Genomic DNA, 24,188 nt, shown 5'->3' with positions numbered 1-24,188 from the left:
GGCCCGCGGCCCCCACCTCGGGCTGGCGCCGCCGCCCCCCCAACAAGCGCCCCCCCGGTTGGGGGGGGGGGGGGGCGGGGGCCGGGGGGGGGGGGCCCCCCCCCCCCCCCCTCACCGGGAATGCGCTGCTGCGGGATCGACACCGTGCCCTGCTGGATCGCGACCGTGCGCGTGGGCGCCGGGATGTTGATGCCCTCCTTGCGGTAGCGCTTGTGCAGGCGCTTGATGAACTCGTGCTTGATCCGGTACTGGTCGCTGAACTCGCCGACGCCCAGGATGACGGTGAAGCCGATGCGGGAGTCGCCGAAGGTGTGGAAGCGGATGATCGGCTCATGGTCCGGCAGGGCGCCCTCGACCTCGGCCATGACCTCGCCGATGACCTCGTTCGTGACGCGCTCGACGTGGTCGAGGTCGCTGTCGTAGGCGACGCCGACCTGGACCAGGATCGTCAGCTGCTGCTCGGGACGCATGAAGTTGGTCATGTTCGTCTTCGCGAGCTCCCCGTTGGGGATGACGATCAGGTTGTTGGAGAGCGCCCGCACGGTCGTCTGGCGCCAGTTGATGTCCTCGACATAGCCCTCCTCACCGCTGGCCAGCCGGATGTAGTCGCCGGGCTGGACGGTCTTGGAGGCGAGGATGTGGATGCCCGCGAAGAGGTTGGCGAGCGTGTCCTGCAGGGCCAGCGCGACCGCCAGACCGCCGACGCCGAGGGCGGTGAGCAGCGGCGCTATGGAGATGCCCAGCGTCTGCAGCACCACCAGGAAGCCGATGGCCAGGACCAGGATCCGGGTGATGTTGACGAAGATCGTGGCGGAGCCGGCGACACCGGGGCGGGACTGGGTGACCGACCGCATCACTCCGGCGATCCCGCGGGCCGCGGCCAGCGTCACGACGAAGATGAGCAGCACCGTCAGGCACTGGTTGACGTTGTGCTGGACCGTCCTGGTCAGCGGCAGCGCCGCGCCGGCGGAGGCCGCGCCGCCGAGGAACGCCGCCCACGGCACCACGGTCCGCAGCACGTCCACGATGAGGTCGTCGCCGCTCCAGCGGGTGCGGTCGGCGTGCTTGCCCAGCCAGCGCAGCAGCATCCGCAGCAGGAAGGCCGCGAGCAGCCCCGCCGCCACGGCGATCCCGGCGATGACCAGGTCATCCACGGTGAGAGCTCGGTTCACCGGTCACCTCCGGGGAGAAAAGCTGCGGCGAATCCCTTCGCCGACGGCCGGATGTGAAGTCTCGTCACGTTGTCACCTGCTCGATTCCGCGATGTGCCGTCGTGCCGGCCACCCCATCCCCCGTGGCCGACACGAGGGCTCATCCTGCCGTATCGGGTACACGTGTTCGTGCCGGGATCGTCGGCCGGACGTCCTCATCGGTCGCTTTCGGGCATTCTCGCGCGGATTCCGGCCGTCTCCGAGGGGCGAACGACCGCACCCCGGGGGTCGCTTGATGCGTGAGCGCCGTACGAGCGCCGCTCACGGCCGCGTGCGCCCCGGCGGCCGGCCCGCGATGAGGATTGCCGTACGGCGACGTCGTCACAGGTCCGTGAACGAACCGTGCCGCCCCGCACCCGAGGCGAAGCGGGCCGCGCCCTCCAGGCTCTGCGTCAACACGCCCATGCCGTGACGGAGTTCACCCCGCAGCGCCGCCGGCTCGTCCAGCCCGTCCTGGTCGAGCACCGAGGCACGGTCGGCGCGCAGACACGCCTGGGGGAACCGCGCGATCGTGGCGGCCAGCTCCTCCGCCTCGGCGCGGGCACGTCCGGTCGGCACCACACGGTTGGCGAGCCCGATGGCGTGCGCCTCGCTCGCCGGCACCGGCCGTCCGGTCAGGATCAGGTCCAGCGCGCGGCTCGTGCCGATCAGCCGGGGCAGCCGTACCGTGCCGCCGTCGATCAGCGGCACGCCCCAGCGGCGGCAGAACACCCCGAAGACGGCGTCCTCCTCGGCCACCCGCAGATCGCACCACAGCGCCAGCTCAAGCCCGCCCGCCACGGCGTGCCCCGCGACCGCCGCGATGACGGGCTTCGACAGCCGCAGCCGCGTCGGTCCCATCGGACCGTCGCCCTCCTCGGCGACCCGGTTGCCCCGCTCGGTGCCCAGCCCCTTCAGATCGGCACCCGCGCAGAACGTGCCGCCCTCACCCCACAGCACCGCCACCCTCGCCTCGGCGTCCGCCTCGAACTCCCGGAAGGCGGCGGCGAGCTCGGCCGCGGTCGGACCGTCGACCGCGTTGCGGACCTCGGGACGGGACAGGACGACGGTGGTGACGTGTCCCTGGCGCTCGACGCGGACCGGCATGGCGGGGTCCCTTCGGTGGGTGGACCCCGTACGTTACTGAGCGGTCAGATGACCTTCCACCGCACCAGCGCGCCCAATGTCAACGCCCCCGGCAGCAACGGCAGCCACACCGTGATGATCCGGTACGCCAGCACCACCGCAGTCGCCAGTGCGACCGGGCCGCCCGCCGCCACCAGCGCCACGATCAGCGCCGCCTCGACCGAGCCGAGCCCACCCGGCGTCGGTACGAGGGCGACGGCGACGGTCGCCGCCAGATACGCGAGCGCCATGTGCGCGGGCGGTATGTCCAGCCCCAGGGCGAGCCCGACCAGGACCAGTCCGGCCGCCTGAAGGGTCGGGAAGGCCAGCGAACCGCCCCACAACGCCAGGGCCCGGGACGGGCGGGTGTGCACCGAGCGCGCCTCGCCCAGCGCGGTGCGCAGGAACGACAGCACGGCGGTGCGCAGCCGTCGTACGAGTGCGAAGACGGCCACGATCACGAACGCCACCGCGGCGATGATCAGCAGCAGCGGGCCCCACGACCCCTCCGGCAGGAGCGGCCCGAGCTGCAGGGCGTGCGGGAAGGCGATGAGCAGCGCGGCCAGCAGGCCGACCCGGGCGATGCTCTCCGCGAGCAGATACAGCGCCAGCGCGGCCGAGGAGCGAGCGAGCGGCAGCCCGCAGACCGTCATGAAACGCAGGTTGACCGCACTCGCGCCGAGCCCGGTGGGCAGCAGGTGGTTGGCCGAGCCCGCCGCGAACTGCGTGATGAGCAGCCGCAGTTTCGGCAGCCGGTCGATCACCGCGCCCTGCCGGGTGACCGCCGCCGCGACCCAGGTCATGCAGGTGGCACCGGCCGCGGCGAGCAGCCACGGCCACTTGGCCGTCGCCAGATGTCCGATGCCCTCGGCGAGCACGGCCCGGTGCCGCACCGCGACCACGACGACGAGGACGAGCGGAAGCAGGACCAGTATCTGGCGGAGCGGGACGCGCTTGAGCAGGCGTCCCAGGAGGAGTCGTACCGCTGTCACATTCGGAGAGGTTCTCCGCGTCGCGCCAACGGCGGGTTGCGACAGCGCAGACGGCGCCTTACGGACCGGCTGCGGACGGCTGTCGATCTTCACCAAGCCGTCGAAACCGCCTCCTGCCTCGCCGAAGTTGACCTCAACATTGCTTGAGGTTCTACGTTCCTCTTCATGAGCATGGAGACCACAGCCTGGACCCAGTTGCAGAGCGTCATGCACGCCGAGCGCGAGCGCCGCCCGTTCGCCCGCGCCACGCTGCGCCGCATCGGCGCCTTCGCCCGCCCGCACCGCCGCCGGATCGCGTTCTTCGTCGTGCTCGGGGTGATGACCGCCCTGCTCGCCGTCGCGACCCCCGTACTCGCCGGACGCGTCGTCGACGCGATCGTGACGCGGGGCGACGAGGGCACCGTCGTCCGCCTCGCCCTGTTGATCGCCCTGATCGCGGTCGCCGAGGCGGGCCTCGGGGTCCTCGGCCGGCGGCTCTCGGCCACCCTCGGCGAGGGCCTCATCCTCGATCTGCGGACGGCTGTGTTCGATCATGTGCAGCGCATGCCGGTCGCGTTCTTCACACGTACTCGTACGGGGGCGCTCGTCTCCCGTCTCAACAACGACGTGATCGGCGCCCAGCGGGCCTTCAGCAACACACTGTCCGGAGTGGTCAGCAACCTCGTCACCCTGCTGCTCACCCTCGCCGTCATGCTCACCCTGTCCTGGCAGATCACCCTGCTCGCCCTCGTCCTGCTCCCGGTGTTCGTGATCCCGGCCCGGCGCATGGGCCACCGCATGGCCCGGATGCAGCGGGAGGCGGCCGCGCTCAACGCGGCGATGGGCACCCGCATGACCGAGCGGTTCTCGGCGCCCGGCGCCACGCTGATCAAGCTGTTCGGCCGCCCGGAGGAGGAGTCGCGGGAGTTCGCGTCCCGGGCCCGCCGGGTCGCGGAGATCGGTGTACGGACGGCCACCGCCCAGTCCGTCTTCATCACCGCGCTCACCCTGGTGTCCGCCCTGGCCCTCGCCCTGGTCTACGGCCTCGGCGGCTGGTTCGCCCTGCGCGGCACACTGGAGCCGGGCGCCGTCGTCTCACTCGCGCTGCTCCTGACCCGTATGTACGCCCCGCTCACCGCGCTCGCCGGCGCCCGCGTCGAGGTCATGAGCGCCCTGGTGAGCTTCGAGCGGGTCTTCGAGGTGCTCGACCTCAGGCCGCTGATCGAGGAGAAGCCGGACGCGAAGAAGGTCCCCGAGGGTCCGGTGGCGGTGGAGTTCGAGAACGTCCGCTTCGGCTACCCGTCCGCCGACAAGGTCTCCCTCGCCTCCCTGGAGGAGGTGGCGAGCCTCGACACACGCGGCGGCGCCGAGGTGCTGCACGGCATCTCCTTCCGTGCCGAAGCGGGGCAGACCGTCGCCTTGGTCGGCTCCTCCGGCGCGGGCAAGTCGACCGTCGCCCAACTGCTGCCGCGGCTGTACGACATCGACGAGGGTGCCGTACGCGTCGGCGGCGTCGACGTCCGCGACCTGAGCGCCGAGTCCCTGCGCGGCACGCTCGGCATGGTCACCCAGGACGGCCACCTCTTCCACGACACCGTCCGCGCCAACCTGCTGCTCGCCCGCCCCACCGCCACCGACGCCGAACTCTGGGACGCCCTGCAACGCTCCCGCCTCGACGCCCTCGTACGGTCCCTGCCCGACGGCCTCGACACGGTGGTCGGCGAGCGCGGCTACCGGCTCTCCGGCGGCGAACGCCAGCGCATGACGATCGCCCGGCTGCTGCTGGCCCGCCAGCGCGTCGTCATCCTCGACGAGGCCACCGCGCATCTCGACAACACCTCCGAGGCGGCCGTCCAGGAGGCGCTCACCGAGGCGCTGGAGGGCAGGACCGCGGTCGTCATCGCCCACCGGCTGTCCACCGTGCGGGCGGCGGATCTGATCCTGGTGGTCGAGGCCGGCCGGATCGTCGAACGCGGCACGCACGAGGAGTTGCTGGCGGCCCGGGGACGCTACGCCGAGCTGTACCGGACGCAGTTCGAGCAGCTGGATTCGGCCAAGGTCGACGGCCGTACCCATCAGGAACACACAAACATCGACAGCATCATTGCTTCACAGGTGTTCACAACCTAGTGTGCGTTCGGTTTCCCAACAGCACCGCACATGATCTGACGCTCCCTCAAGCCACGCAGCGCCGCACTGCCGTCCCGAGGAAGGCCATCGTCAATGCCGCTCTCGCCCGAGTCCCCCGCCGTTCCGTCCCCCTCGCCGGGCGCGCCGGTCAGCCGTCGCCGTCTCCTGGAGGGAGGAGCCGCCCTGCTCGGCGCGCTCGCCGTCTCCGGATCGTCCGCCACGGCGCACGCGGCCGACGGACCCGGGACGGCGGCCGGCACCCCGGAGTGGAACGGCCACATCGACGTCTTCCGGATCGGCACCCAGCCGCCACACACCACGCTGATGCCGTACGCGGACGTCAGCCAGGCCCTGGCCGGCGACCGCACCCGCTCGCCGTACCGGCTCAGTCTCGACGGCAAGTGGAAGTTCGCCCACGTGGACCGCCCCGACGACCGGGACCCGGACTTCTACCGCACCGACGTCGACGACAGCGACTGGGACACCATCCCCGTCCCGTCCGTCTGGCAGATGCACGGCTACGACCGCCCGATCTTCGTCAACATCACCTACCCGTGGTGGGGCCCCAACGGCCTCGGCGAGGACGCCCAGCCCCCGGCCGCGCCCACCCGCTTCAACCCGGTGGGGCAGTACCGGCGCACCTTCACCGTGCCGCGCGGCTGGTCGGGGCGGCGGACCTTCCTGCACTTCGAGGGCGTAAAGTCCGCGCACTACGTGTGGATCAACGGCGAGCTGGTCGGATACGCCGAGGACTCGTTCACACCCGCCGAGTACGACATCACCGAGCATCTCAAGCCCGGCACCAACCAGATCGCCGTCGAGGTGTACCGCTTCTCCGACGGGGACTGGCTGGAGGACCAGGACATGATCCGGCTGAGCGGCATCTTCCGCTCGGTCTACCTCTACTCCACGCCGGCCGTCCATCTGCGCGACTTCAAACTGGACACTCCGCTCGGCGACGGCTACACCTCCGCCGAGCTGTCCGTCACCGCGAGCGTGCGCTCCTACGGGGGCGCGGGCGAAGGCGGTTACTCCGTCGAGACACAGCTGTACGACGCCCGGGGCCACGCCGTCTGGCCCAGGCCGCTCCAGCAGGCCGTCGACCTCGCCTCCGCCCCGGCCGGTGAGGACGTGACCGTCCGGGCGAGCAGAGCCGTGCCCGAGCCGAAGCTGTGGTCCGCCGAGCACCCGAACCTCTACACCGCCGTACTGCGGCTGCGCGACCCGGCCGGCAAGGTGACCGAGACCCTCTCGCACCGCGTCGGCCTGCGCGAATTCGCGCTTCGGGACGGCCTGATGCGGATCAACGGCAAGCCCGTCTCCTTCCGCGGCACCAACCGGCACGAGATGCACCCCGACAGCGGCATGGCGCTCACCCGCGCGCACATGGTCAAGGACATCGAGATCATCAAGCGGATGAACATGAACTCCGTCCGCACCTCGCACTACCCCAACAACCCGCTCTGGTACGAACTCGCGGACGAGTACGGCCTCTACCTCGTGGACGAGACCAACCTCGAAACCCACGGCATCCGCGGTGAATACCCCGGCAACCACGCCGACTGGACCAAGGCGTGCGTGGCCCGCGCGCAGAGCATGGTCCACCGCGACAAGAACCACGCCTCGGTCGTCGTCTGGTCGCTCGGCAACGAGGCGGGCGGCGGCAGCACGTTCGTCGCCATGCACGACTGGATCAAGGCCTACGACACCACCCGTGTCATCCAGTACGAGGGCGACGACCGGCCGACCATCAGCGACATCCGCTCCGAGATGTACGACAGCCCCTCCCGCGTCGAGCAGCGCGCGAAGGACACCGCAGACACCCGGCCGTACGTCATGATCGAGTACGCGCACGCGATGGGGAACTCGAACGGCAACCTGAAGAAGTACTGGGACCTCGTCCGCCACTACGACGTCCTCCAGGGCGGCTGGATCTGGGACTTCGTCGACCAGTCGCTGAACTGGCCCGTGCCCACCCGCAAGTTCCTCACCGAGGCCGGGCCCGGCAAGCTGCGCGGCGAGGTCCTCACCGCCAGCGGCACCTTCGACCCCGCCAAGGGCATCTCCGGCGCCACCGTCTTCCCCCGCGACGAACGCCTCGACCTCACGGGCTCGCTCACCCTGGAGGCCTGGGCCACCCCGCACCACACCGGCTACCACCAGCCGATCATCGCCAAGGGCGACACCCACTACGCCCTCAAGCAGTCGGACCGGACCCTTGAGTTCTTCATCTACGGCGGTGGCCAGTGGATCACCGCGAACTGGGCCCTCCCGGACGACTGGACCGGCCGCGAGCACCACATCGCCGGCGTCTTCGACGCGGACGCGGGCACCCTGACCCTCTACGTGGACGGCGCGGCGAAGGCCACCCGCACCACCACCCGCAAGCCCGCCACCAACACCGCGCCCCTCGCGCTGGCCACCGATGTCGACAACGCCACTCGGGAGTTCAGCGGCACGATCCGCCGGGCACGCGTGTACGCCCGCGCGCTGAGCGCCGCCGAGCTCGACTCCGACGGCCGCGGCCCCGGTGACGAGGGCGTACGGTTCTGGTTCGACGCGGCCACCGTCGACCTCACCGAACAGCGGCCCCGCGAGAAGACCTTCTTCCCCTACGGCGGCGACTGGGGCGACAACCCCAACGACGGCACCTCCAACGCGGACGGCATCGTCACCGCCGACCGCCGCCACACCGGCAAGGCGGCCGAGATCAAGCAGATCTACCAGGCGGTCAACGCGGCACCCGCCTCGGGCGGCGCACTGGCCCCCGGATCGGCCATCACCCTCACCAACGAGTACCTGTTCACCAACCTCCGCGAGTTCGAAGGCCGTTGGTCCCTCGTCGCCGACGGGAAGGTCGTACAGAGCGGCAGGCTGAGCCGCAGCCAGCTGGACGTCGCCCCGCTCAGCAGCAAGGACATCACGGTCCCGGTGAAGCTGCCGGCCGACCCGGCCCCGGGCACCGAGTACTTCCTCCAGCTGTCCTTCACCACCAAGGACTCCACCCCCTGGGCGAAGGCCGGCTTCGAGGTGGCCAAGCAGCAGCTGCCCGTCGACGCCGACGTCCCGGCCGTGACGCCCGCACCCCTGTCGAGCGTGCCGGCGCTGACGTACGAGGACGGCGACAAGGCCGTCACGGTCAAGGGCAAGGGCTTCTCCGTCACCGTCGACAAGGGCAGCGGCGTCATCACGTCGTACGAGGCAGGAGGCACCCCCCTCCTCGCCTCCGGGCCGGTGCCGAACTTCTGGCGGGCGCCCACCGAGAACGACCGCGGCAACGGCCAGCACACCCGCAACCAGACCTGGCGCGACGCCGGCAAGCAGCGCAAGCCGAAGAACGTGACGATGCGCGCCCTGGCCGACAAGGCGGTGGAGATCAAGGTCGGCGGCACCCTCCCGACGACCACCGAGTCGACGTACACCACCACCTACACGGTCTTCGGCAACGGCGAGATCAAGGTCGACAACACCCTGCACCCGGGCGCCGCGTCCCTGCCGTACATCCCGGAGGTCGGCACCCTGCTCCTCCTGCCGGGACGCTTCGAGCACCTGCGCTACTACGGCCGCGGGCCCGAGGACAACTACATCGACCGCAAGGACGCCACCGACGTGGGCGTGTACTCCGGAACCGTCTCCGAACAGTGGACCCCCTACATCCGCCCCCAGGAGAACGGCAACAAGACCGACGTCCGCTGGATCGCCCTGACCGACGCCAAGGGCGCCGGCCTCCTCGTCTCCGGCGAGCCCCTGCTGGAGGTCAACGCCTCGCACTTCACTCCGGAGGACCTCTCGTCCGGCGTGCGCCACGACTACCAGCTCACCCCGCGCGACGAGGTCGTCCTGCGCGTCAACCACCGGCAGATGGGCCTGGGCGGTGACAACAGCTGGGGCGCCCACACCCACGACGAGTTCAAGCTGTTCGCGAACCGCGACTACTCCTACACCTACCGGCTGCGCCCGCTGTCCGACGTGGCCGACGCGATGGCGGCGTCCCGGAGGCCGACCGCGGTGGAGTGAGTCGACGTGACCGGGGTCTCGGTGCGCGCCGGGACCCCGCTGCGTACCCTGGACGCGCCCGTGCACACAGAGCCCTTGACCTGGAGAGCAGGCAGGGAGCCGACCACTCGGAGCGCCCCATGCTGCGCACTATGTTCAAGTCCAAGATCCACCGCGCCACGGTCACCCAGGCCGACCTGCACTATGTGGGATCGGTGACGATCGACGCGGATCTGCTCGACGCCGCCGATCTGCTGCCCGGTGAGCTCGTCCACATCGTCGACATCACCAACGGTGCCCGTCTGGAGACGTACGTCATCGAGGGCGAGCGCGGCTCCGGGGTCATCGGGATCAACGGTGCCGCCGCCCATCTCGTCCACCCCGGCGACCTGGTGATCATCATCAGCTACGCTCAGCTGGACGACGCCGAGGCACGGGCGTTTGAGCCGCGGGTCGTGCACGTGGACGGCGCCAACCGGATCGTGTCCCTGGGCGCCGATCCGTCCGAGCCGGTACCGGGCTCGGACCAGGAGCGCAGCCCGCAGGCCGTGCCGGTGGCCTGAGCGCACTCGACGTCGAGCGGAAGACGACGCAAGGCGACGCAAGACGGCGGAAGACGGACGAGGAGCCTGCCATGAGCGAGATCGAGATCCGCGACGACCGGGCGGCCGGCCGTCTGGAGGCCCTGCGGGGCGACGAAGTCACCGGCCACATCGCCTACTTCGTCCTCGAATCCCCGGCACGCGCCCTCGTCCCCGTCCACACCGTCGTCGAACCGGCCCACGAGGGGAAGGGCATCGCCGGCTCCCTGGCCCGCGAGCTGTATGTCATGGCGGCACGCGAGGGAATCGTCGTCGCGCCGCTGTGCCCGTACGTCGTGAAGTGGGCCGAACGCCACCCGGAGCAGGCTCCGGCGGCCGACCCGGAGCTCCTGGAGGCGGCGAAGGACTGGCTGCGGGCGCACCCCGAGCGCTTCTGACCAGGCCGCGCCGCGTCCGGGCCGACGGTGCCGCCCGGCAGGCCCACTTGGCCGCCCGCATTGACGCGGGTGAGTGACTGGTGGCGCGGCCATCGGGTACGCGGGGGAGTAGTCCAGAGCCGACGCCACGGACCGGCAGGAGGACATCATGACGAACCCGTACCCGGAACCCACCCCTCCGGGTCCGACCCCGGGCCCGGAGCCCCAGCCCCCCGAGCCACACCCGGTCCCACCCCCGGAACCCGCACCGGCCCCCCAGCCGCCTCCTGCGCCGGGCCCACCCCCGGGGCCTGCGCCCACGCCAGGGCCACCGCCCGCACCGGAACCCCCGGGCCCTCCGCCCACCCCGGGACCGACACCACCTCCGCCCTCACCTCCGGCCCCACCACCGCCCGCACCCCCGGAGCCCTCCCCGTCCCCGATCCCGCCGGGCCCGGAGCCGGTGCCGAATCCTGAGCCGGGGCCGCCGCTGACCTGAGTTCCTCGGGTACGGAGGCCGGCTCGGTGCCGGAGGCCGTCGTCGCCGTCGAGCCGGCCGCGTCCTCGTGGTCGTGCCGTTCGTCTCGCGCGATGCCCGGCGGCCCCATAGGGTCGCGGTGCCGCCACGACAGGACGGGCGGCGCGGACCTTCGCATGAGGAGTGCTCATGTCAGGACAGTTCGAAGCGACGGTCGAGATCGACCGGCCCGTGGAGGCGGTGTTCGAGTACCTCGCCGACGGACGCAACGATCCGCAGTTCAGCCCCCGTGTGCTGAGGATCGAGCGGGTTCCCGACGCCCCGACCGCCGTGGGCACGGTCTTCCGCAGCTCGGTCAAGGACGCAGGGATGAAGACCGCCAGGGAGTTCCGCATCACCGACCTCGAAGCCCCGACGAGGATCCGGTGGGCCGAGGTGTCGAAGAACATCGTGACGGCCGCTGAAGGCGGCTACGACCTGGAGCCGCTGGCCGACGGCAGGACGCGGGTCCGTATCTTCAACGTCCTCGAAGGCCACGGCCTCGGCAAACTCCTCGTCGGCCTGGCGCTCACCGCCGCCCGCAAGGACGCCCCCGCCTTCGGCGCCCGGATCAAGAAAGCGGCCGAAGCGGCGATCGCCAAGCCCTGACGTTCCTCCGGGGGCGCGTGTACAACCCTGAAGCCGGGTGACTGGTCTCTACCACCGTACGAACCAATCCGACCCTTCGGTACAACTCGGTTCAACGGGGGAATACATGAGCATGACCGGCAAGCGTCGTCGCACCCGCAGCAACCGCACCACCCGCGCCGCCATCGCGTCCACGACGCTCCTGATGGCGGGCGCTCTCGGGGCCGCCGGCGCCGGAACGTCCAGCGCCACCGCCGCGGCACCGCAGACCCGGCAGATCGCCTCGTCCGTCCTCGGAAGCGACTACAAGATCACGCTGACCGCACTGCGCTCGACGCAGGACGAGTACGCCGCCTCCGTCCGGCTGCAGGTCTACAGGCAGAGCGGCGGCGCCTGGAAGGAGTCCGACCGGGTCACGGTGGGCGACGTCGACGGCTGGTTCTGGTACCCGCTCACGGGCCGGGGCGCCGTCTGCGAGTTCGACACGGCGAGCACGGAGCCCGCGCCCCTCACGGTGAGCCTGCTGGTCACACCGTCCATCGGCTGCTCCGAGCCCACGCACTACGTCGTGAAGGAAGGCAGGGTGTACGCCGGCTGACCGAGCAGGTCACGGCACGGCCAGGGGCCGTCACCCTCCGCGGATGACGGCCCCTTTTACGACGATCCTCAGCCGGAGACCTCCGAGCGATCCCCGCCCCACAGCGTGTGGAACGACCCGTCACGGTCGGTCCGCCGGTAGGTGTGGGCGCCGAAGAAGTCCCGCTGGCCCTGGGTGAGCGCGGCCGGCAGGCGCTCGGCGCGCAGCGCGTCGTAGTACGCGAGGGCCGCGGCGAAGCCCGGCGTGGGCACACCCTGCCGCGTCGCCGCGACCAGCACCTCACGCCAGTCGTCCTGCGCGGCGGCGATCTCCTGCGCGAAGGTCTCGTCCGACAGCAGGCTCGGCAGGTCGGCCCGTGCGTCGTACGCGGCCCGGATACGGTCCAGGAACGCCGCGCGGATGATGCAGCCGCCGCGCCAGATGGCCGAGACGGCGCCCAGGTCGATGTCCCAGTCGTACTCGGCGCGTGCCGCGTCGATCTCGTGGAAGCCCTGCGTGTACGACACGATCTTCGACGCGTACAGCGCCTGCTCGACCCGGTCGGCGAACGCGGCGGCCTCGGACTCGCCGAGCGGCGTCGCCTTCGGACCGGCCAGCCCGCGGGACGCCTCCCGCAGTGCCGCGTGCCCGGACAGGGAGCGGGCGAACACCGCCTCCGCGATACCGGACACCGGCACACCCAGGTCCAGGGCGATCTGCACCGTCCAGCGCCCCGTGCCCTTCTGCTCGGCCTGGTCGACCACCACGTCCACGAACGGCTTGCCCGTCGCCGTGTCCACGTGCGACAGCACCTCGGCGGTGATCTCGATCAGGTAGGAGTCCAGCCGGCCCCGGTTCCAGGTCCGGAAGATCTCCGCGATCTGCGCGGGCTCGTACCCGGCGACATCCCGCAGCAGCTGGTACGCCTCGCCGATGAGCTGCATGTCGGCGTACTCGATGCCGTTGTGCACCATCTTCACGAAGTGCCCGGCACCGTCCGGACCGACGTGCGTCACACAGGGCGCCCCGTCCGCCGCCTTCGCCGAGATCTTCTCCAGCATCGGGCCCAGCGAGTCGTACGACTCCTTCGGGCCGCCCGGCATGATGCTCGGCCCGTGCAGCGCGCCCTCCTCGCCGCCGGAGACGCCCATGCCGACGAAGTGGATGCCCTGCTCGCGCAGGTCCCGCTCGCGGCGCCGGGTGTCGGCGAAGTGCGCATTGCCGCCGTCGATGATCATGTCGCCGGGTTCGAGTAGCGGCGCGAACTCCTGGATCACCGCGTCGGTCGGCTCACCGGCCTTCACCATGATCACCAGGCGCCGCGGGCGCTCCAGGGCCGCCACGAACTCCTTGGCGGACTCGGCCGCGATGAACTCGCCCTCGTTCCCGAACTCCTCCACCAGCGCCCGCGTACGCGCCGGTGTCCGGTTGTGCACCGCGACGGTGTATCCGTTGCGGGCGAAGTTGCGGGCGAGATTGCGGCCCATGACCGCGAGACCCGTGACGCCGATCTGCGCCGAAGTGCTCATGCGTTGGCTCCTAGTGACCTCGATATATCAGCGGTGCCGGTCATGCCCGCCAGTATTGCCCCATCGTCCATCCTGACGTGCCGGTTCTCCGAGCGCACATCCGGGTCGGGCGATGTCGCAGGCAGATACGGACGCGGGCCCCCACCGCACTCAGCCGCCCCGGCCTCACGGCACTGCGCCGTGCCGGACGGCGGGCAACGTACGCCGATTCCTCGCCACTTGGGGTGACCGAGCGGCTGAATTGCCGTCTTGTCATGGCCTGTTCGCCGCGCTTACTTTTGCCCCTCCTGACGCATGTCTGACGCATGTCTATGGGGGGCTCCGTCATGGCCGCACGCGGCCGGCACCGCCGGTACCAGCCGAACAGGATCAACCGCGCCTCACTCACCGTCACCGCGGGCGGCGCCGGGATGGCGCTCCCCCTCATCGGTGCCGGCGCCGCGCAGGCGGCCGACGTGGACACCTGGAACAAGGTCGCGGCGTGCGAGTCGACCAGCAGGTGGCACGTCAACACCGGCAACGGCTACTACGGCGGTCTGCAGTTCGCCCAGTCGACGTGGGAGGCGTACGGCGGTGCGCGGTACGCGGCCCGGGCGGATCTGGCCACCAAGGACCAGCAGATAGCCGTCGCGGAGAAGGTGCTGGACGGACAGGGGCCGGGCGCCTGGCCGGAGTGCTCGGAGCGGGCCGGGCTGACCCGGGGCGGCGACACTCCCGGCATCCGTCCCGCCGGCACCACCACGAAGGCCGCGAAGACCTCCGTCCAGGACGTCCAGCCGCAGACCACGCCCCAGTCACGGGCGGGCAAGGCCGAGATGTACACCGTCGTCCACGGCGACACCCTGTCCGGGATCGCCGAGGAACGGAAGGTCAGGGGCGGCTGGCGGGGCCTGTACGCCGCGAACCGGAAGGCCATCGGGCCGGACCCCGACCTGATCCTGCCCGGCCAGCGGCTCGCGCTGCGCGGCAAGGCCCCCGCGGCGTCCCCGGGGACCGGTCAGCCGGCGACCACCCCCAAGACCTCGCCCGGGAAGACCTCTTCGGCGCGGGAGACCGCCGACCGGGACGAGACGTCCACGACCGGCCGCTCGCTCGTCTCCCCGGTGAGCTCGCCCACGGGCACCCCCTACCGCAAGGCCGGATCGTCCTGGTCGAAGGGCTACCACACCGGCGTCGACTTCCCGGTTGCGACCGGTACGTCCGTCAAGTCCGTCGGGGCGGGGCAGGTGGTCAGCGCGGGATGGGCCGGCTCCTTCGGCTACCAGGTGGTGATCCGGCACTCCGACGGCCGCTACACCCAGTACGCCCATCTCTCGGCCATCTCCGTGAAGGCCGGGCAGTCGGTGGGCGCGGGGCAGCGCATCGGCCGCTCCGGGTCCACGGGCAACAGCACGGGCCCGCATCTGCACTTCGAGGTGCGGACGGGGCCCGGTTTCGGCGCGGACATCGACCCGGTCGCTTATCTCCGGGCCGGTGGCGTCAGGATTTGACCCGCATCCGATGCCGGTCGATGACGGGCGTCGGGACGTACGGGCCGCCGTAGAAGGGGCCGTAGAGATTCGGGGACCCGCCCCCCTCGGGGCGCGACGGCTCCCCGTCGTCGTACGCGCTCTCCGCGATCTGGGCCGGTATGAGGATGCCGTCGATGCTGTCCGGAACCAGGAGCTCCTCGTGCGGCATCGCGGCCGTCTGCTCGGGGAGGCCGGTGAGCAGTTCCCCGGCGCCCACCGGAGCCATGTCCGCCTCGGACAGGGGCTCGGACAGGGCCGCCACCGGCTCGGGCCGGCCCGCTCCGGTCTCCGCCTCGGTGCGGGCGATCCGCTCCGTCGTCAGCAGGATCAGGCCGCCCGCCGCCACGACACCGCAGCCCAGCGCGAGCACGGTGCCGGTCGTGCCGTAGCGGAAGGTTTCGCCGAACATCGTTATGCCGACCGCAGCCGCCACCACCGGGTTCACGACCGTCAGCGTGGCCAGCGGTGCGGCGAGGCCCGCGCCCCGGTAGGCGGCCTGGGAGAGCAGCAGACCGGCCGTGGCGAAGACGCCGATGGTGGCCAGGGACGGCAGGTCGGCGACCGACACCCCGCCGTCCCAGTCGACCGCGACGATCTTCGTGAACACCGACGACATGCCGAAGGCTATGCCGGACCCCGTCGCGAGCAGCATGCTGCGCACCGCCGGGTGCCGGTGGGCCGCCCGGCCCGCGATCATCAGCGCCACGACCATGCCGCCGGTCACCAGAGCCACTGCCGCCCGCTCCGCCGTGTCCAGCGACTGCGACTCGGAGGTGCCGACCAGGGACAGCAGCCCCGCGAGACCCACGGTCGCCATGATCGCGCCACGCCAGGCCGTCGAACCGGCCCTGCGGCCCACGAACAGCGCCGCCATCGGCAGCGCGAACACGATCGTCAGAGCACCGAGCGGCTGCACCAGGCTCAGCGGGCCGAAGGCCAGCGCCACGACGTGCAGCAGACCGCCGAGGCCGTTCAACGCGACCGCCGCCCACCAGCCCGGCCGGCGCATCGGCGCGAACTGCTGACCCGGGGAGGACACCGCGACACGCTCCTGCACGATCGCCCCGCCCGCGTACGCGACGGCGGAGATCAGCGACAGGAGCACGGACAACGCGAGGGCGCTCATGAGCTGCTCCTCTGCGTGAGGCGGGGGCGGTGCGCCCGGCGCGGCGAACGGTCGGCTCTCATAATCAACACGATGCCTCGAAAAGCTCTTCCCGTCGTCGTACCAGAGAATCGACCGTGTCGTACTGCCGATGGAGTACGAGAGGGGTCGTCTCATCCTCTGGAGGGGTGACCCGAGGTGGAGACCCCCAGGTGAGAACCCCGAGGGGCCTTGGTACTACTGCTCTTCGTGGACCTCGACCCCCAACTCGCCGCCCTCCGGCCGCTCGGCGGCTTCTTCGTACTACGCACACCAGGGACAACACTTCGGCCACTGCCGACCCTGGCGGAGACATACGGACAACAGCCGTCGGACGCGTACGGAAATTCTCTGGACTTCCGGGTCCGGAAAGTCGCGAACAGCCTGCGCGTCCCCGAGCCGCGGATCGCCGCCTCGGTCGCCCAGCAGGGGCTCGCGGCCCGCCTGTGGTCGGTGACCCTCGGCTGCGCCGCCCTCTACGGCGGCATCCCCGACCTCGACCCGGTCCTGCTGCACTGGGACCCCGACAACAGCGCCCCCGACGACCTGTGGCTCACCGAGGTGCGCCCGCTGCCCGCGAACCCGGCGACCATCGCGGACCTCGTCCTGCACGCCCACCTCGAACCGCTGACCGCCGCCCTGCAGACCCGCTACCGAGTCGCCACCGGCCTGCTGTGGGGCAACGCAGGATCCGCGCTCGCGGGCGCGGCCCGCCAACTGGACCAGTGGGCCCGAGCGGGCGGCCGTACCGAAACCGCCGCCCGCGCCCGCGCCCTCACCGCGGAGCTCTTCACCCATCCGCTGCTCGCCGGCACCGGCACCTTCACCGGAGCCGCCTTCCGGCGCCGCAGCTGCTGCCTCTACTACCGCGTGCCGGGTGGCGGGGTATGCGGTGACTGTTGCTTCACACGAGCCCCGCGCTCTTCCCCGCGCGCCCCATCTGGGTGACCATGAAAGGGCAACCATCCGTTGAGGACAGGGGGTTCCGGGTGCGAGTGGGACTGCTGACCCGGGAGTACCCGCCGGACGTGTACGGCGGAGCCGGCGTCCATGTCGAGTTCCTCGCCCGGGAGTTGAGGGACCTCGTCGACCTGGAGGTGCACTGCTGGGGCGAGGGCCGCGCGGTCGGCGTCGTACGCCACCGTCCCTGGTCCGCCCTCGACACCGCCAACGACGCGCTGCGCACCTTCTCCGTGGACCTCGCCATGGCGGCGGGGCTGGAAGGCCGCGAACTCGTCCACTCCCACACCTGGTACGCCAACCTCGCCGGCCACCTCGGCAAGCTGCTGTACGGCATCCCGCATGTGATGACCGCCCACTCCCTGGAGCCGCTGCGCCCCTGGAAGGCCGAGCAACTCGGCGGCGGATACGCCCTGTCCAGCTGGGCCGAGCGCACCGCCATCGAGGCCGCCGACGCGGTGATCGCCGTGTCCGGCGCCATGCGCGAGGACATCCTCGGCTGCTACCCGGCGCTCGACCCGGGCCGGGTCCACATCGTGCACAACGGCATCGACACCACCCTCTACCGGCCCGACCGCCGCACCGACGTCCTCACCCGCTTCGGCCTCGACGCCGGCCGCCCGTACGTGCTGTTCGTCGGCCGCATCACCCGCCAGAAGGGCGTGCCCCATCTGCTGCGCGCGATACGGCACATCGACCCGGCCGCACAGGTCGTGCTCTGCGCGGGCGCGCCCGACACCCCCGAGATCGACCAGGAGTTCCGCGACCTCTACCAGGAGCTGAGCCGGGTCCGCGAGGGCGTGCACTGGATCCCGCAGATGCTGCCGCGTCCCGAGGTGATCCAACTCCTCACGCACGCCGCCGTGTTCGTCTGCCCCTCGGTGTACGAACCCCTCGGCATCGTCAACCTGGAGGCGATGGCCTGCGGAACTCCCGTGGTGGCCTCGCAGGTCGGCGGGATCCCCGAGGTCGTCGAGGACGGCAAGACGGGCCTGCTCGTCCCCATGGACGACGATTTCGAGGCGGGCCTCGCGCGGGCGCTGGACGCGGTGATCGGCGACCCGGAGGCGGCCCGGCGGATGGGTGAGGCCGGACGGGAACGCGCGGTGGGGGAGTTCGGCTGGGACGCGGTGGCACGGCGGACGGCCCTGCTCTACGGGGAGATCCTCAAACAGGCTTAGTGCGCGCTACACAGGGGCAGGCTGGGACCAACCAGGGTGAGGGGAGCGGCCATGCGTCGTGGTGGACCTTCGGTGCTCGGAATCGTGCTGGCGGGCGGAGAAGGCAAACGCCTGATGCCCCTGACCGCGGACCGCGCGAAACCGGCGGTCACCTTCGGCGGCACCTACCGCCTGGTCGACTTCGTCCTCTCCAACCTCGTCAACGCCGACATCCTGCGCATCTGCGTCCTCACGCAGTACAAGTCGCACTCCCTGGACCGGCACATCACCACGACCTGGCGCATGTCCAGTCTGCTCGGCAACTACGTCACCCCGGTCCCGGCCCAGCAGCGGCTCGGGCCGCGCTGGTACCTGGGCAGCGCGGACGCGATCCTGCAGTCCCTGAACCTGATCTACGACGAACGCCCCGAGTACGTCGCGGTGTTCGGCGCCGACCACGTGTACCGCATGGACCCGCGCCAGATGCTCGCCCAGCACATCGAGGGCGGCGCGGGCGTCACGGTGGCCGGCATCCGCGTGCCGCGCAGCGAGTCGTCGTCGTTCGGCGTGATCAGCCCCGGCTCGGACGGGCAGACGGTGGACCGCTTCCTGGAGAAGCCCGCCGACCCGCCCGGACTCCCGGACGACCCGGAGACCGTCTTCGCCTCGATGGGCAACTACATCTTCACCACCAAGGCCCTCATCGAGGCGCTCCAGCGCGACGCCGAGGACGACGACTCCGTGCACGACATGGGCGGTTCGATCCTGCCCCAGCTCACCGACCGCGGCGAGGCCCAGCTCTACGACTTCAGCGCCAACCACGTCCCCGGCGAGACCAACCGCGACCGGGGTTACTGGCGGGACGTCGGCACCCTGGACGCGTACTACGACGCCCATATGGACCTGATCGCCGAGCGCCCCGCCTTCAACCTGTACAACCGCAGCTGGCCCATCTACACCCACTCGGGCCAGCTCTCCCCGGCCCGCTTCAACGCGGGCGGCATCGCCGGCGAGTCCATCATCAGCGCCGGCTGTCTGATCCGCGGCCAGGTCACCCGCTCCGTGCTCTCGCCGGGCGTGGTGGTCGACCCGGGAGCCGTGGTGCAGGGGTCGGTGCTGCACGACAACGTGCACATCGGGCGGGGCGCGGTGGTACGGGGCGCCGTGCTCGACAAGAACGTGGACGTGCCCCCGGGCGCCACGATCGGCGTCAACCCGGACCGGGACGCGGAGCTGTACACCGTGTCCAAGGGCGGCGTGATCGCGTTGGGGAAGGGGCAGGGGGTTTCCTAGGCCCAGCCTGCGGGCCGCCCCGTCAGCCGCTGCGGGTGAAGACCTCGTCCCGGGTGGCGCCGTTGGAGCAGAGCTTCTTCTCGTCGGCCGTCATCTTGCGGGACTTGACCACGACCGCGCTGTGCTTGCCGTCCGTGCCGTTCGGGGCGGGGCCGGTGATCACGTCGGGCACGAACCAGTAGTAGTGACCCCACTTGGGGTCGTCGTAGTGGGTCTGCCACGTGCCGGTTATCCGCTGCATCACCTGCGCGCGGGAGATCCAGCCCACCTCGCCCGGCTGGACGTTCACGGTGAAGGAGCTCGTCTCCGTGTGGGAGCTCTGCCACGTGTAGTTGTACGTCGCGGTCACACTGGCGGTGACGATCCCTTCGATGCCGCCGCCGACGGTCACCGATCCGCCCACCGAGTGGGAGGAGCCCACGGTGTCGGCCCATGACATGGACTGGGAGGCGGGCGAGGCGGTGCAGTTGAAGAGCAGCTCCGAGACCTGACGGGGCTCACCGAGGTAAGCCTCGCCGATCTCCGGGGAGTTGAAGCTGCACTTGCCTTCGCCGGAAGCGCAGTCGGCCACGATCTGCTCCGGGGTGGGCTGGTCGTCGGCCACAGCGGGCACGGCCGCCGCGACCATCCCGAACGCCGTCGCCGCCAGAACCATGGTGCGGCCGCCGTACCGCAGTGCGCGGTTCCTTGTCATGGGTGTTGCCTCTCGCCATACGTGGGGGAACGGCGACGAGACCCGTGTTCTCACTGGGCCTGAAGTCACCGTGTGATGCCCACGAGGCTCACGCAATCGACGGCCGAGCTACACCAAGAAATCGTAAAGTTGTACTTGATTCGGCAACTGATGAAGCGTCAATCAGCGTTTGCGTGAGGTCAATTGGCCAGCGCGGGCGGGTCGAGGTGAGGGGTTGCCCGGAGCCGGACGGTAAACCCTGGTAGTAGCCGAAGCCGTTGTACCGCCCGTGTCGCAACCGGGAGTCAGTCGCCTGGTTGACGACCGTGAAGCCCCGGACAAATAGGTTCCCTACCAAGAGCCCCGGGGCACCGGGACCTCGATGCTCGTGACCGGAGCTCGGGGTGCATGGGCGGCCCTGATTCCCCGTGTCCACCAGTCCTCGGGCACGTGGGTGGATCTCTTGGGATGTTCCGGGACTCATGCCGGCCGCAGGGCGCAATCAGGACCCGACGGGGGGACTCGCGCTGTGGCCCGCAGGAGAGGTTTCAGCATGAAGACGCGCATGAAGTTCGCGGCGCTCGCCCTGCTCGTCGGCACTGCCACTGTCACGGGTGGCGTCACCGCACCTGCGGCATTCGCCTCAGGCGAAGCCCCGGCTGCCGTGTCCGGCAGCGGCGACATCCACGCCGCGGGGTCGGGGAGCGCGGACAGGACTCTGTGGACCAATAACCGTGCTGGTCAGATCAACATCCACTGGGACTGGAAGTCGAGCGCGGACGGCAGGAGCTACTACGGCAGTTTCTGGGGGAAGTTCTACGACCACAAGACGGACGGGAAGTACGTACTGCTCCAGGCGAAGTGGAAGGGCCAGAACTGGACAACCATCCGCACCGCCGCGAACGGCGAAGACTTCCGCGGCGACTACAGCAAGCTCAGCGGCCTGAACTTCCGGGCATGTCTGCAAGGCGGCAACTGCGGCGCCGCTGCATGGTGAACCCGGCCAACGGCGGGCGCACTGAGTGGTAAGGCGAGTTGCCTGGGGTGTGGCTCCCTCGAAGGGAGCCACACCCGTCGGCGAGTGCGTGATTGTTCCGGTCTGCGGGGCGGACCCTCTTGTCATGTACCTGGACGGGTGTTGGAATCCGTGCTGTTATGCCAACTGCTGTGCATGACAACGTTGTTATGGAGGCTCTGTGCGTAAACAACGCCTCAGAAACCGACTCGTGTTACTCCTCGCCGGGGCCCTCGGCCTCGCGGGGCTGACCGCGACACCCGCCCCCGCCGCGGCCGACGACCCCGTGGAGGTCCACGGTCTGAAGGGCGAGTACTACACCCAGTCGGCCCCGGGCGCCTTCGACTTCCACGCGCTCAAGGCGACCGCCTTCGACCCCCGTCTCGACTTCGACAACCTGGAGCCGCGCCTGGCCTTCGCCGCGGGCCGTTCGGACGACGTCAGTGTCCGCTGGACCGGAAAGATCGTGCCGGAGAAGACCGGCCCGCACACCTTCTCGATCATCGGCGACAACGGCTTCCGCCTCTGGATCGACGGAAAGCTCGCCATCGACCACTGGATCGACGACTGGGACCGCGAACAGACCGCCGCTCCCGTCGAGTTGACCGCCGGCACCGCCCACGACATCAAGGTCGAGTACTTCGAGCACTACGGCGGCTCCAACCTCCATCTGCGCTGGACCGAGCCCGGCGGCGCCAAGGAGCCCGTCCCGCAGTCCGCGTTCCGCCTCCCCGACGGCTTCGACTACGACGGGGCCATCGCGGCCACGGTCCTCGCGAACGGCCGTACGCTCAGACTCGACTTCGCCCGTGACCTCGCCGCACCTCCGGCCGACGTCACCGGCCACCTGGACGCGGTGATCGGCGGCGCCAAGTGGCCGCTCGGGACGGCCGAGCCGGACCCGGCCGATCCCAAGGCCCTCCTCGTCGCGCTCAAGGAGCCCGTGGTCGGCAACAAGACCGGGACGGCACGCGGCACGGCCGACGTCCGCTACGACGGTGCGGGCGGTCTGACCACGAGTGATGGCAACGTTGTCAAGACCTTCTGGAGCAGCGGCCCCAACCGATCCACCCACGAGCTGCGCACCAGGTGGGCCGACGAGGTGGGCCCGGACAACGCCCACCCCGAGTACCCGCGCCCGCAGCTGACCCGGGACGCCTGGCGCAACCTCAACGGCCGCTGGCAGTTCGCGGCGGCCGAGGCGGGGGAGCTGCCGCCGGTCGGCAGGAACCTCGCCGAGCGGATCCTCGTCCCGTACCCGGTCGAGTCCCAGCTCTCCGGACTCCAGCGGCATGAGGACCGGATGTGGTACCGCCGTACCTTCACCGTCCCCGCCGACTGGCGCATCGGCTCCGGCAAGCGCCTCAGGCTCAACTTCGGCGGCGTTGACTGGCGGACCGAGGTGTACGTCAACGGCACCAAGGTCACCGAGCACACGGGCGGTTACGACAGGTTCGCCGCCGACATCACCGACGCGCTGAAGCCCGGCCGCACCCAGGAGCTGATCGTCGGCGTGTACGACCCGACCGACGCGGCGGACGGCGAGAACCCGCCCCTCGGAAAGCAGCGCCTGGACCCGAGCGGCATCTGGTACACCCCGTCCTCCGGCATCTGGCAGACGGTGTGGATGGAGCCGGTCGCCCCCGACCACGTGGACGGGCTCAAGCTCACCCCCGACGTCGACGCGGGCACGCTCACCGTCGAGCCGCGGGGCGTCCGCGACGGCGTACCCGTCACGGCGACGGCGTACGACGGACGGCGCAAGGTCGCCACCGTCAGCGGCCGCACCGGCCGGCCGCTGACCCTGGCCATCCCCGATCCGCATCTGTGGTCGCCCGACGACCCGTTCCTGTACGACCTGAAGGTCACCGTCGGCGCCGACCGCGTCGGCAGCTACTTCGGCATGCGCTCCATCGCCGTCGAGAAGATCGACGGCGTGCCGCGCACCGTCCTCAACGGCGAGCCAGTCTTCATGATGGCCACCCTCGACCAGGGCTTCTGGCCCGACGGCCTGCACACGGCTCCGACCGACGAGGCCCTCGCGTACGACCTGAAGGCGCACAAGAAGCTCGGCTTCAACGCCGTGCGCAAGCACATCAAGGTCGAGCCGGACCGCTGGTTCTACTGGGCCGACCGGCTGGGCCTGCTGGTGTGGCAGGACATGCCCGCGATGACCGCGGGGGTGAATCCGGGTGCCGGGGCCCGCGCCCAGTACGAGCGCGAGATGAAGCAGATGATCGACGAGCACATCAGCAGCCCGTCGGTGATCATGTGGGTTACGTTCAATGAGGGCTGGGGGCAGTACGACGTCGGACGTATCGCCGATCAGGCGAAGGCATGGGATCCGACTCGGCTGGTCAACAACCAGTCGGGGCTGAACCTCGGCGCCGACGGCGGCACCGGCGACATCATGGACGAGCACGGCTATCCGAGCCCCGCCCTGCCGCCCCGCCCCGACGGCGAACGGGCACTGGTCAGCGGCGAGTACGGCGGCCTCGGCCTCGCGGTGCCCGGCCACGCCTGGTCGGTGCAGCAGTCGTACGTCGACGTCGACCCGGCGACCTACACCGACGACTATCTGGCCAGGCTCGACGAGGTGCGCGCCCTGGTCTGCCGGGGCAGCAACGGCGCCGTGTACACGCAGATCACGGACGTCGAGGGGGAGCTGAACGGCTTCCTCACCTACGACCGGGCCGTACTGAAACCGGACACGGCACGGCTCAAGGCGGCGCACGAGGCGTTGATCCGTGACGCCTCCCGGGTGACTCCCACGGGATGCCCGGCGCCGCAACCTGTGTTGAAGTGACCTCATATGCACCATGAGTCCCGCCCCTTTCGCGAGGGGCGGGAC

General features: G+C 70.7%; 18 protein-coding genes. 12 read left to right on the top strand and 6 right to left on the bottom strand.

Annotation, left to right across the window (positions count from 1 at the left end; genetic code table 11):
• The 3 genes from ACFWYS_RS16985 to ACFWYS_RS16975 form a co-directional block, all read right to left on the bottom strand.
• Positions 1-1,172, bottom strand: a 1,172-nt coding sequence (locus ACFWYS_RS16985) for a mechanosensitive ion channel family protein (protein ID WP_384768723.1), incomplete at its 3' end; no start/stop codon positions are given.
• Between the two features lie 360 nt (positions 1,173-1,532).
• The gene (locus ACFWYS_RS16980; RefSeq protein WP_384768720.1) at positions 1,533-2,297 is read right to left on the bottom strand and encodes a crotonase/enoyl-CoA hydratase family protein; all 765 of its coding nucleotides are present in this window, start codon (positions 2,295-2,297) and stop codon (positions 1,533-1,535) included.
• A 44-nt stretch (positions 2,298-2,341) separates the two neighbouring features.
• Positions 2,342-3,307 (bottom strand): YbhN family protein, encoded by a 966-nt coding sequence (locus ACFWYS_RS16975; protein WP_384768717.1) that lies wholly within the window; start codon positions 3,305-3,307, stop codon positions 2,342-2,344.
• Between the two features lie 171 nt (positions 3,308-3,478).
• On the opposite strand from ACFWYS_RS16975, the gene ACFWYS_RS16970 reads away from it, so the two are divergent.
• The 6 genes from ACFWYS_RS16970 (at position 3,479) to ACFWYS_RS16945 (ending at position 12,073) form a co-directional block, all read left to right on the top strand.
• Positions 3,479-5,416 (top strand): ABC transporter ATP-binding protein, encoded by a 1,938-nt coding sequence (locus tag ACFWYS_RS16970; protein ID WP_384769112.1) that lies wholly within the window; start codon positions 3,479-3,481, stop codon positions 5,414-5,416.
• A 93-nt stretch (positions 5,417-5,509) separates the two neighbouring features.
• Positions 5,510-9,433: a glycoside hydrolase family 2 TIM barrel-domain containing protein gene (locus ACFWYS_RS16965; RefSeq protein WP_384768714.1), complete on the top strand. Its 3,924-nt coding sequence runs from the start codon at positions 5,510-5,512 to the stop codon at positions 9,431-9,433.
• A gap of 119 nt (positions 9,434-9,552) precedes the next feature.
• Entirely contained in the window at positions 9,553-9,975 is a 423-nt protein-coding gene (gene panD, locus ACFWYS_RS16960) for an aspartate 1-decarboxylase (protein WP_384768710.1), read from the top strand.
• 71 nt (positions 9,976-10,046) lie between these two features.
• Positions 10,047-10,391 (top strand): GNAT family N-acetyltransferase, encoded by a 345-nt coding sequence (locus ACFWYS_RS16955; RefSeq protein ID WP_384768707.1) that lies wholly within the window; start codon positions 10,047-10,049, stop codon positions 10,389-10,391.
• 646 nt (positions 10,392-11,037) lie between these two features.
• Positions 11,038-11,496 (top strand): SRPBCC family protein, encoded by a 459-nt coding sequence (locus tag ACFWYS_RS16950; RefSeq protein WP_384768704.1) that lies wholly within the window; start codon positions 11,038-11,040, stop codon positions 11,494-11,496.
• Between the two features lie 112 nt (positions 11,497-11,608).
• Positions 11,609-12,073 carry a hypothetical protein gene (locus ACFWYS_RS16945; RefSeq protein ID WP_384768701.1) on the top strand — a complete coding sequence of 155 codons (465 nt, stop codon included), beginning with the start codon at positions 11,609-11,611 and terminating at the stop codon, positions 12,071-12,073.
• 68 nt (positions 12,074-12,141) lie between these two features.
• Here ACFWYS_RS16945 and gndA read toward each other — a convergent pair whose 3' ends face one another.
• Complete coding sequence (gene gndA / locus ACFWYS_RS16940; RefSeq protein ID WP_384768698.1) at positions 12,142-13,581, bottom strand: NADP-dependent phosphogluconate dehydrogenase; 1,440 nt, start codon at positions 13,579-13,581, stop codon at positions 12,142-12,144.
• A gap of 326 nt (positions 13,582-13,907) precedes the next feature.
• Here gndA and ACFWYS_RS16935 point away from each other — a divergent pair, with 326 nt between their 5' ends.
• Entirely contained in the window at positions 13,908-15,071 is a 1,164-nt protein-coding gene (locus ACFWYS_RS16935) for a transglycosylase family protein (RefSeq protein WP_384768695.1), read from the top strand.
• On the opposite strand, the gene ACFWYS_RS16930 is transcribed toward ACFWYS_RS16935, so the two are convergent.
• Positions 15,061-16,218, bottom strand: coding sequence for a DMT family transporter (locus ACFWYS_RS16930; RefSeq protein ID WP_384768692.1), 1,158 nt, complete (start codon positions 16,216-16,218; stop codon positions 15,061-15,063). The two genes, ACFWYS_RS16935 and ACFWYS_RS16930, sit on opposite strands and share 11 nt — an antisense overlap.
• Before the next feature lie 210 nt (positions 16,219-16,428).
• On the opposite strand from ACFWYS_RS16930, the gene ACFWYS_RS16925 reads away from it, so the two are divergent.
• The 3 genes from ACFWYS_RS16925 to glgC are packed head-to-tail and all read left to right on the top strand — an operon-like array spanning position 16,429 to position 19,649.
• Positions 16,429-17,184 (top strand): (2Fe-2S)-binding protein, encoded by a 756-nt coding sequence (locus tag ACFWYS_RS16925; protein ID WP_384768689.1) that lies wholly within the window; start codon positions 16,429-16,431, stop codon positions 17,182-17,184.
• A 41-nt stretch (positions 17,185-17,225) separates the two neighbouring features.
• Positions 17,226-18,377 (top strand): glycogen synthase, encoded by a 1,152-nt coding sequence (gene glgA / locus ACFWYS_RS16920; RefSeq protein ID WP_384768686.1) that lies wholly within the window; start codon positions 17,226-17,228, stop codon positions 18,375-18,377.
• A gap of 51 nt (positions 18,378-18,428) precedes the next feature.
• Positions 18,429-19,649 (top strand): glucose-1-phosphate adenylyltransferase, encoded by a 1,221-nt coding sequence (gene glgC, locus ACFWYS_RS16915; protein WP_384768683.1) that lies wholly within the window; start codon positions 18,429-18,431, stop codon positions 19,647-19,649.
• Positions 19,650-19,671: 22 nt separating this feature from the next.
• Here glgC and ACFWYS_RS16910 read toward each other — a convergent pair whose 3' ends face one another.
• Complete coding sequence (locus tag ACFWYS_RS16910; protein WP_384768680.1) at positions 19,672-20,343, bottom strand: hypothetical protein; 672 nt, start codon at positions 20,341-20,343, stop codon at positions 19,672-19,674.
• Between the two features lie 532 nt (positions 20,344-20,875).
• On the opposite strand from ACFWYS_RS16910, the gene ACFWYS_RS16905 reads away from it, so the two are divergent.
• Positions 20,876-21,319, top strand: coding sequence for a hypothetical protein (locus ACFWYS_RS16905; RefSeq protein ID WP_384768677.1), 444 nt, complete (start codon positions 20,876-20,878; stop codon positions 21,317-21,319).
• A 199-nt stretch (positions 21,320-21,518) separates the two neighbouring features.
• Positions 21,519-24,143: a PA14 domain-containing protein gene (locus ACFWYS_RS16900; RefSeq protein WP_384768674.1), complete on the top strand. Its 2,625-nt coding sequence runs from the start codon at positions 21,519-21,521 to the stop codon at positions 24,141-24,143.
• The last annotated feature ends 45 nt before the right edge of the window (positions 24,144-24,188 follow it).

Origin of the sequence: Streptomyces sp. NPDC059010, assembly GCF_042740355.1 — a bacterium.
In the GTDB taxonomy this organism is placed as follows: Bacteria; Actinomycetota; Actinomycetes; order Streptomycetales; family Streptomycetaceae; genus Streptomyces.
Note: the sequence above shows the minus strand (reverse complement) of the source record. Positions and strands in the feature narration are given on the sequence as shown.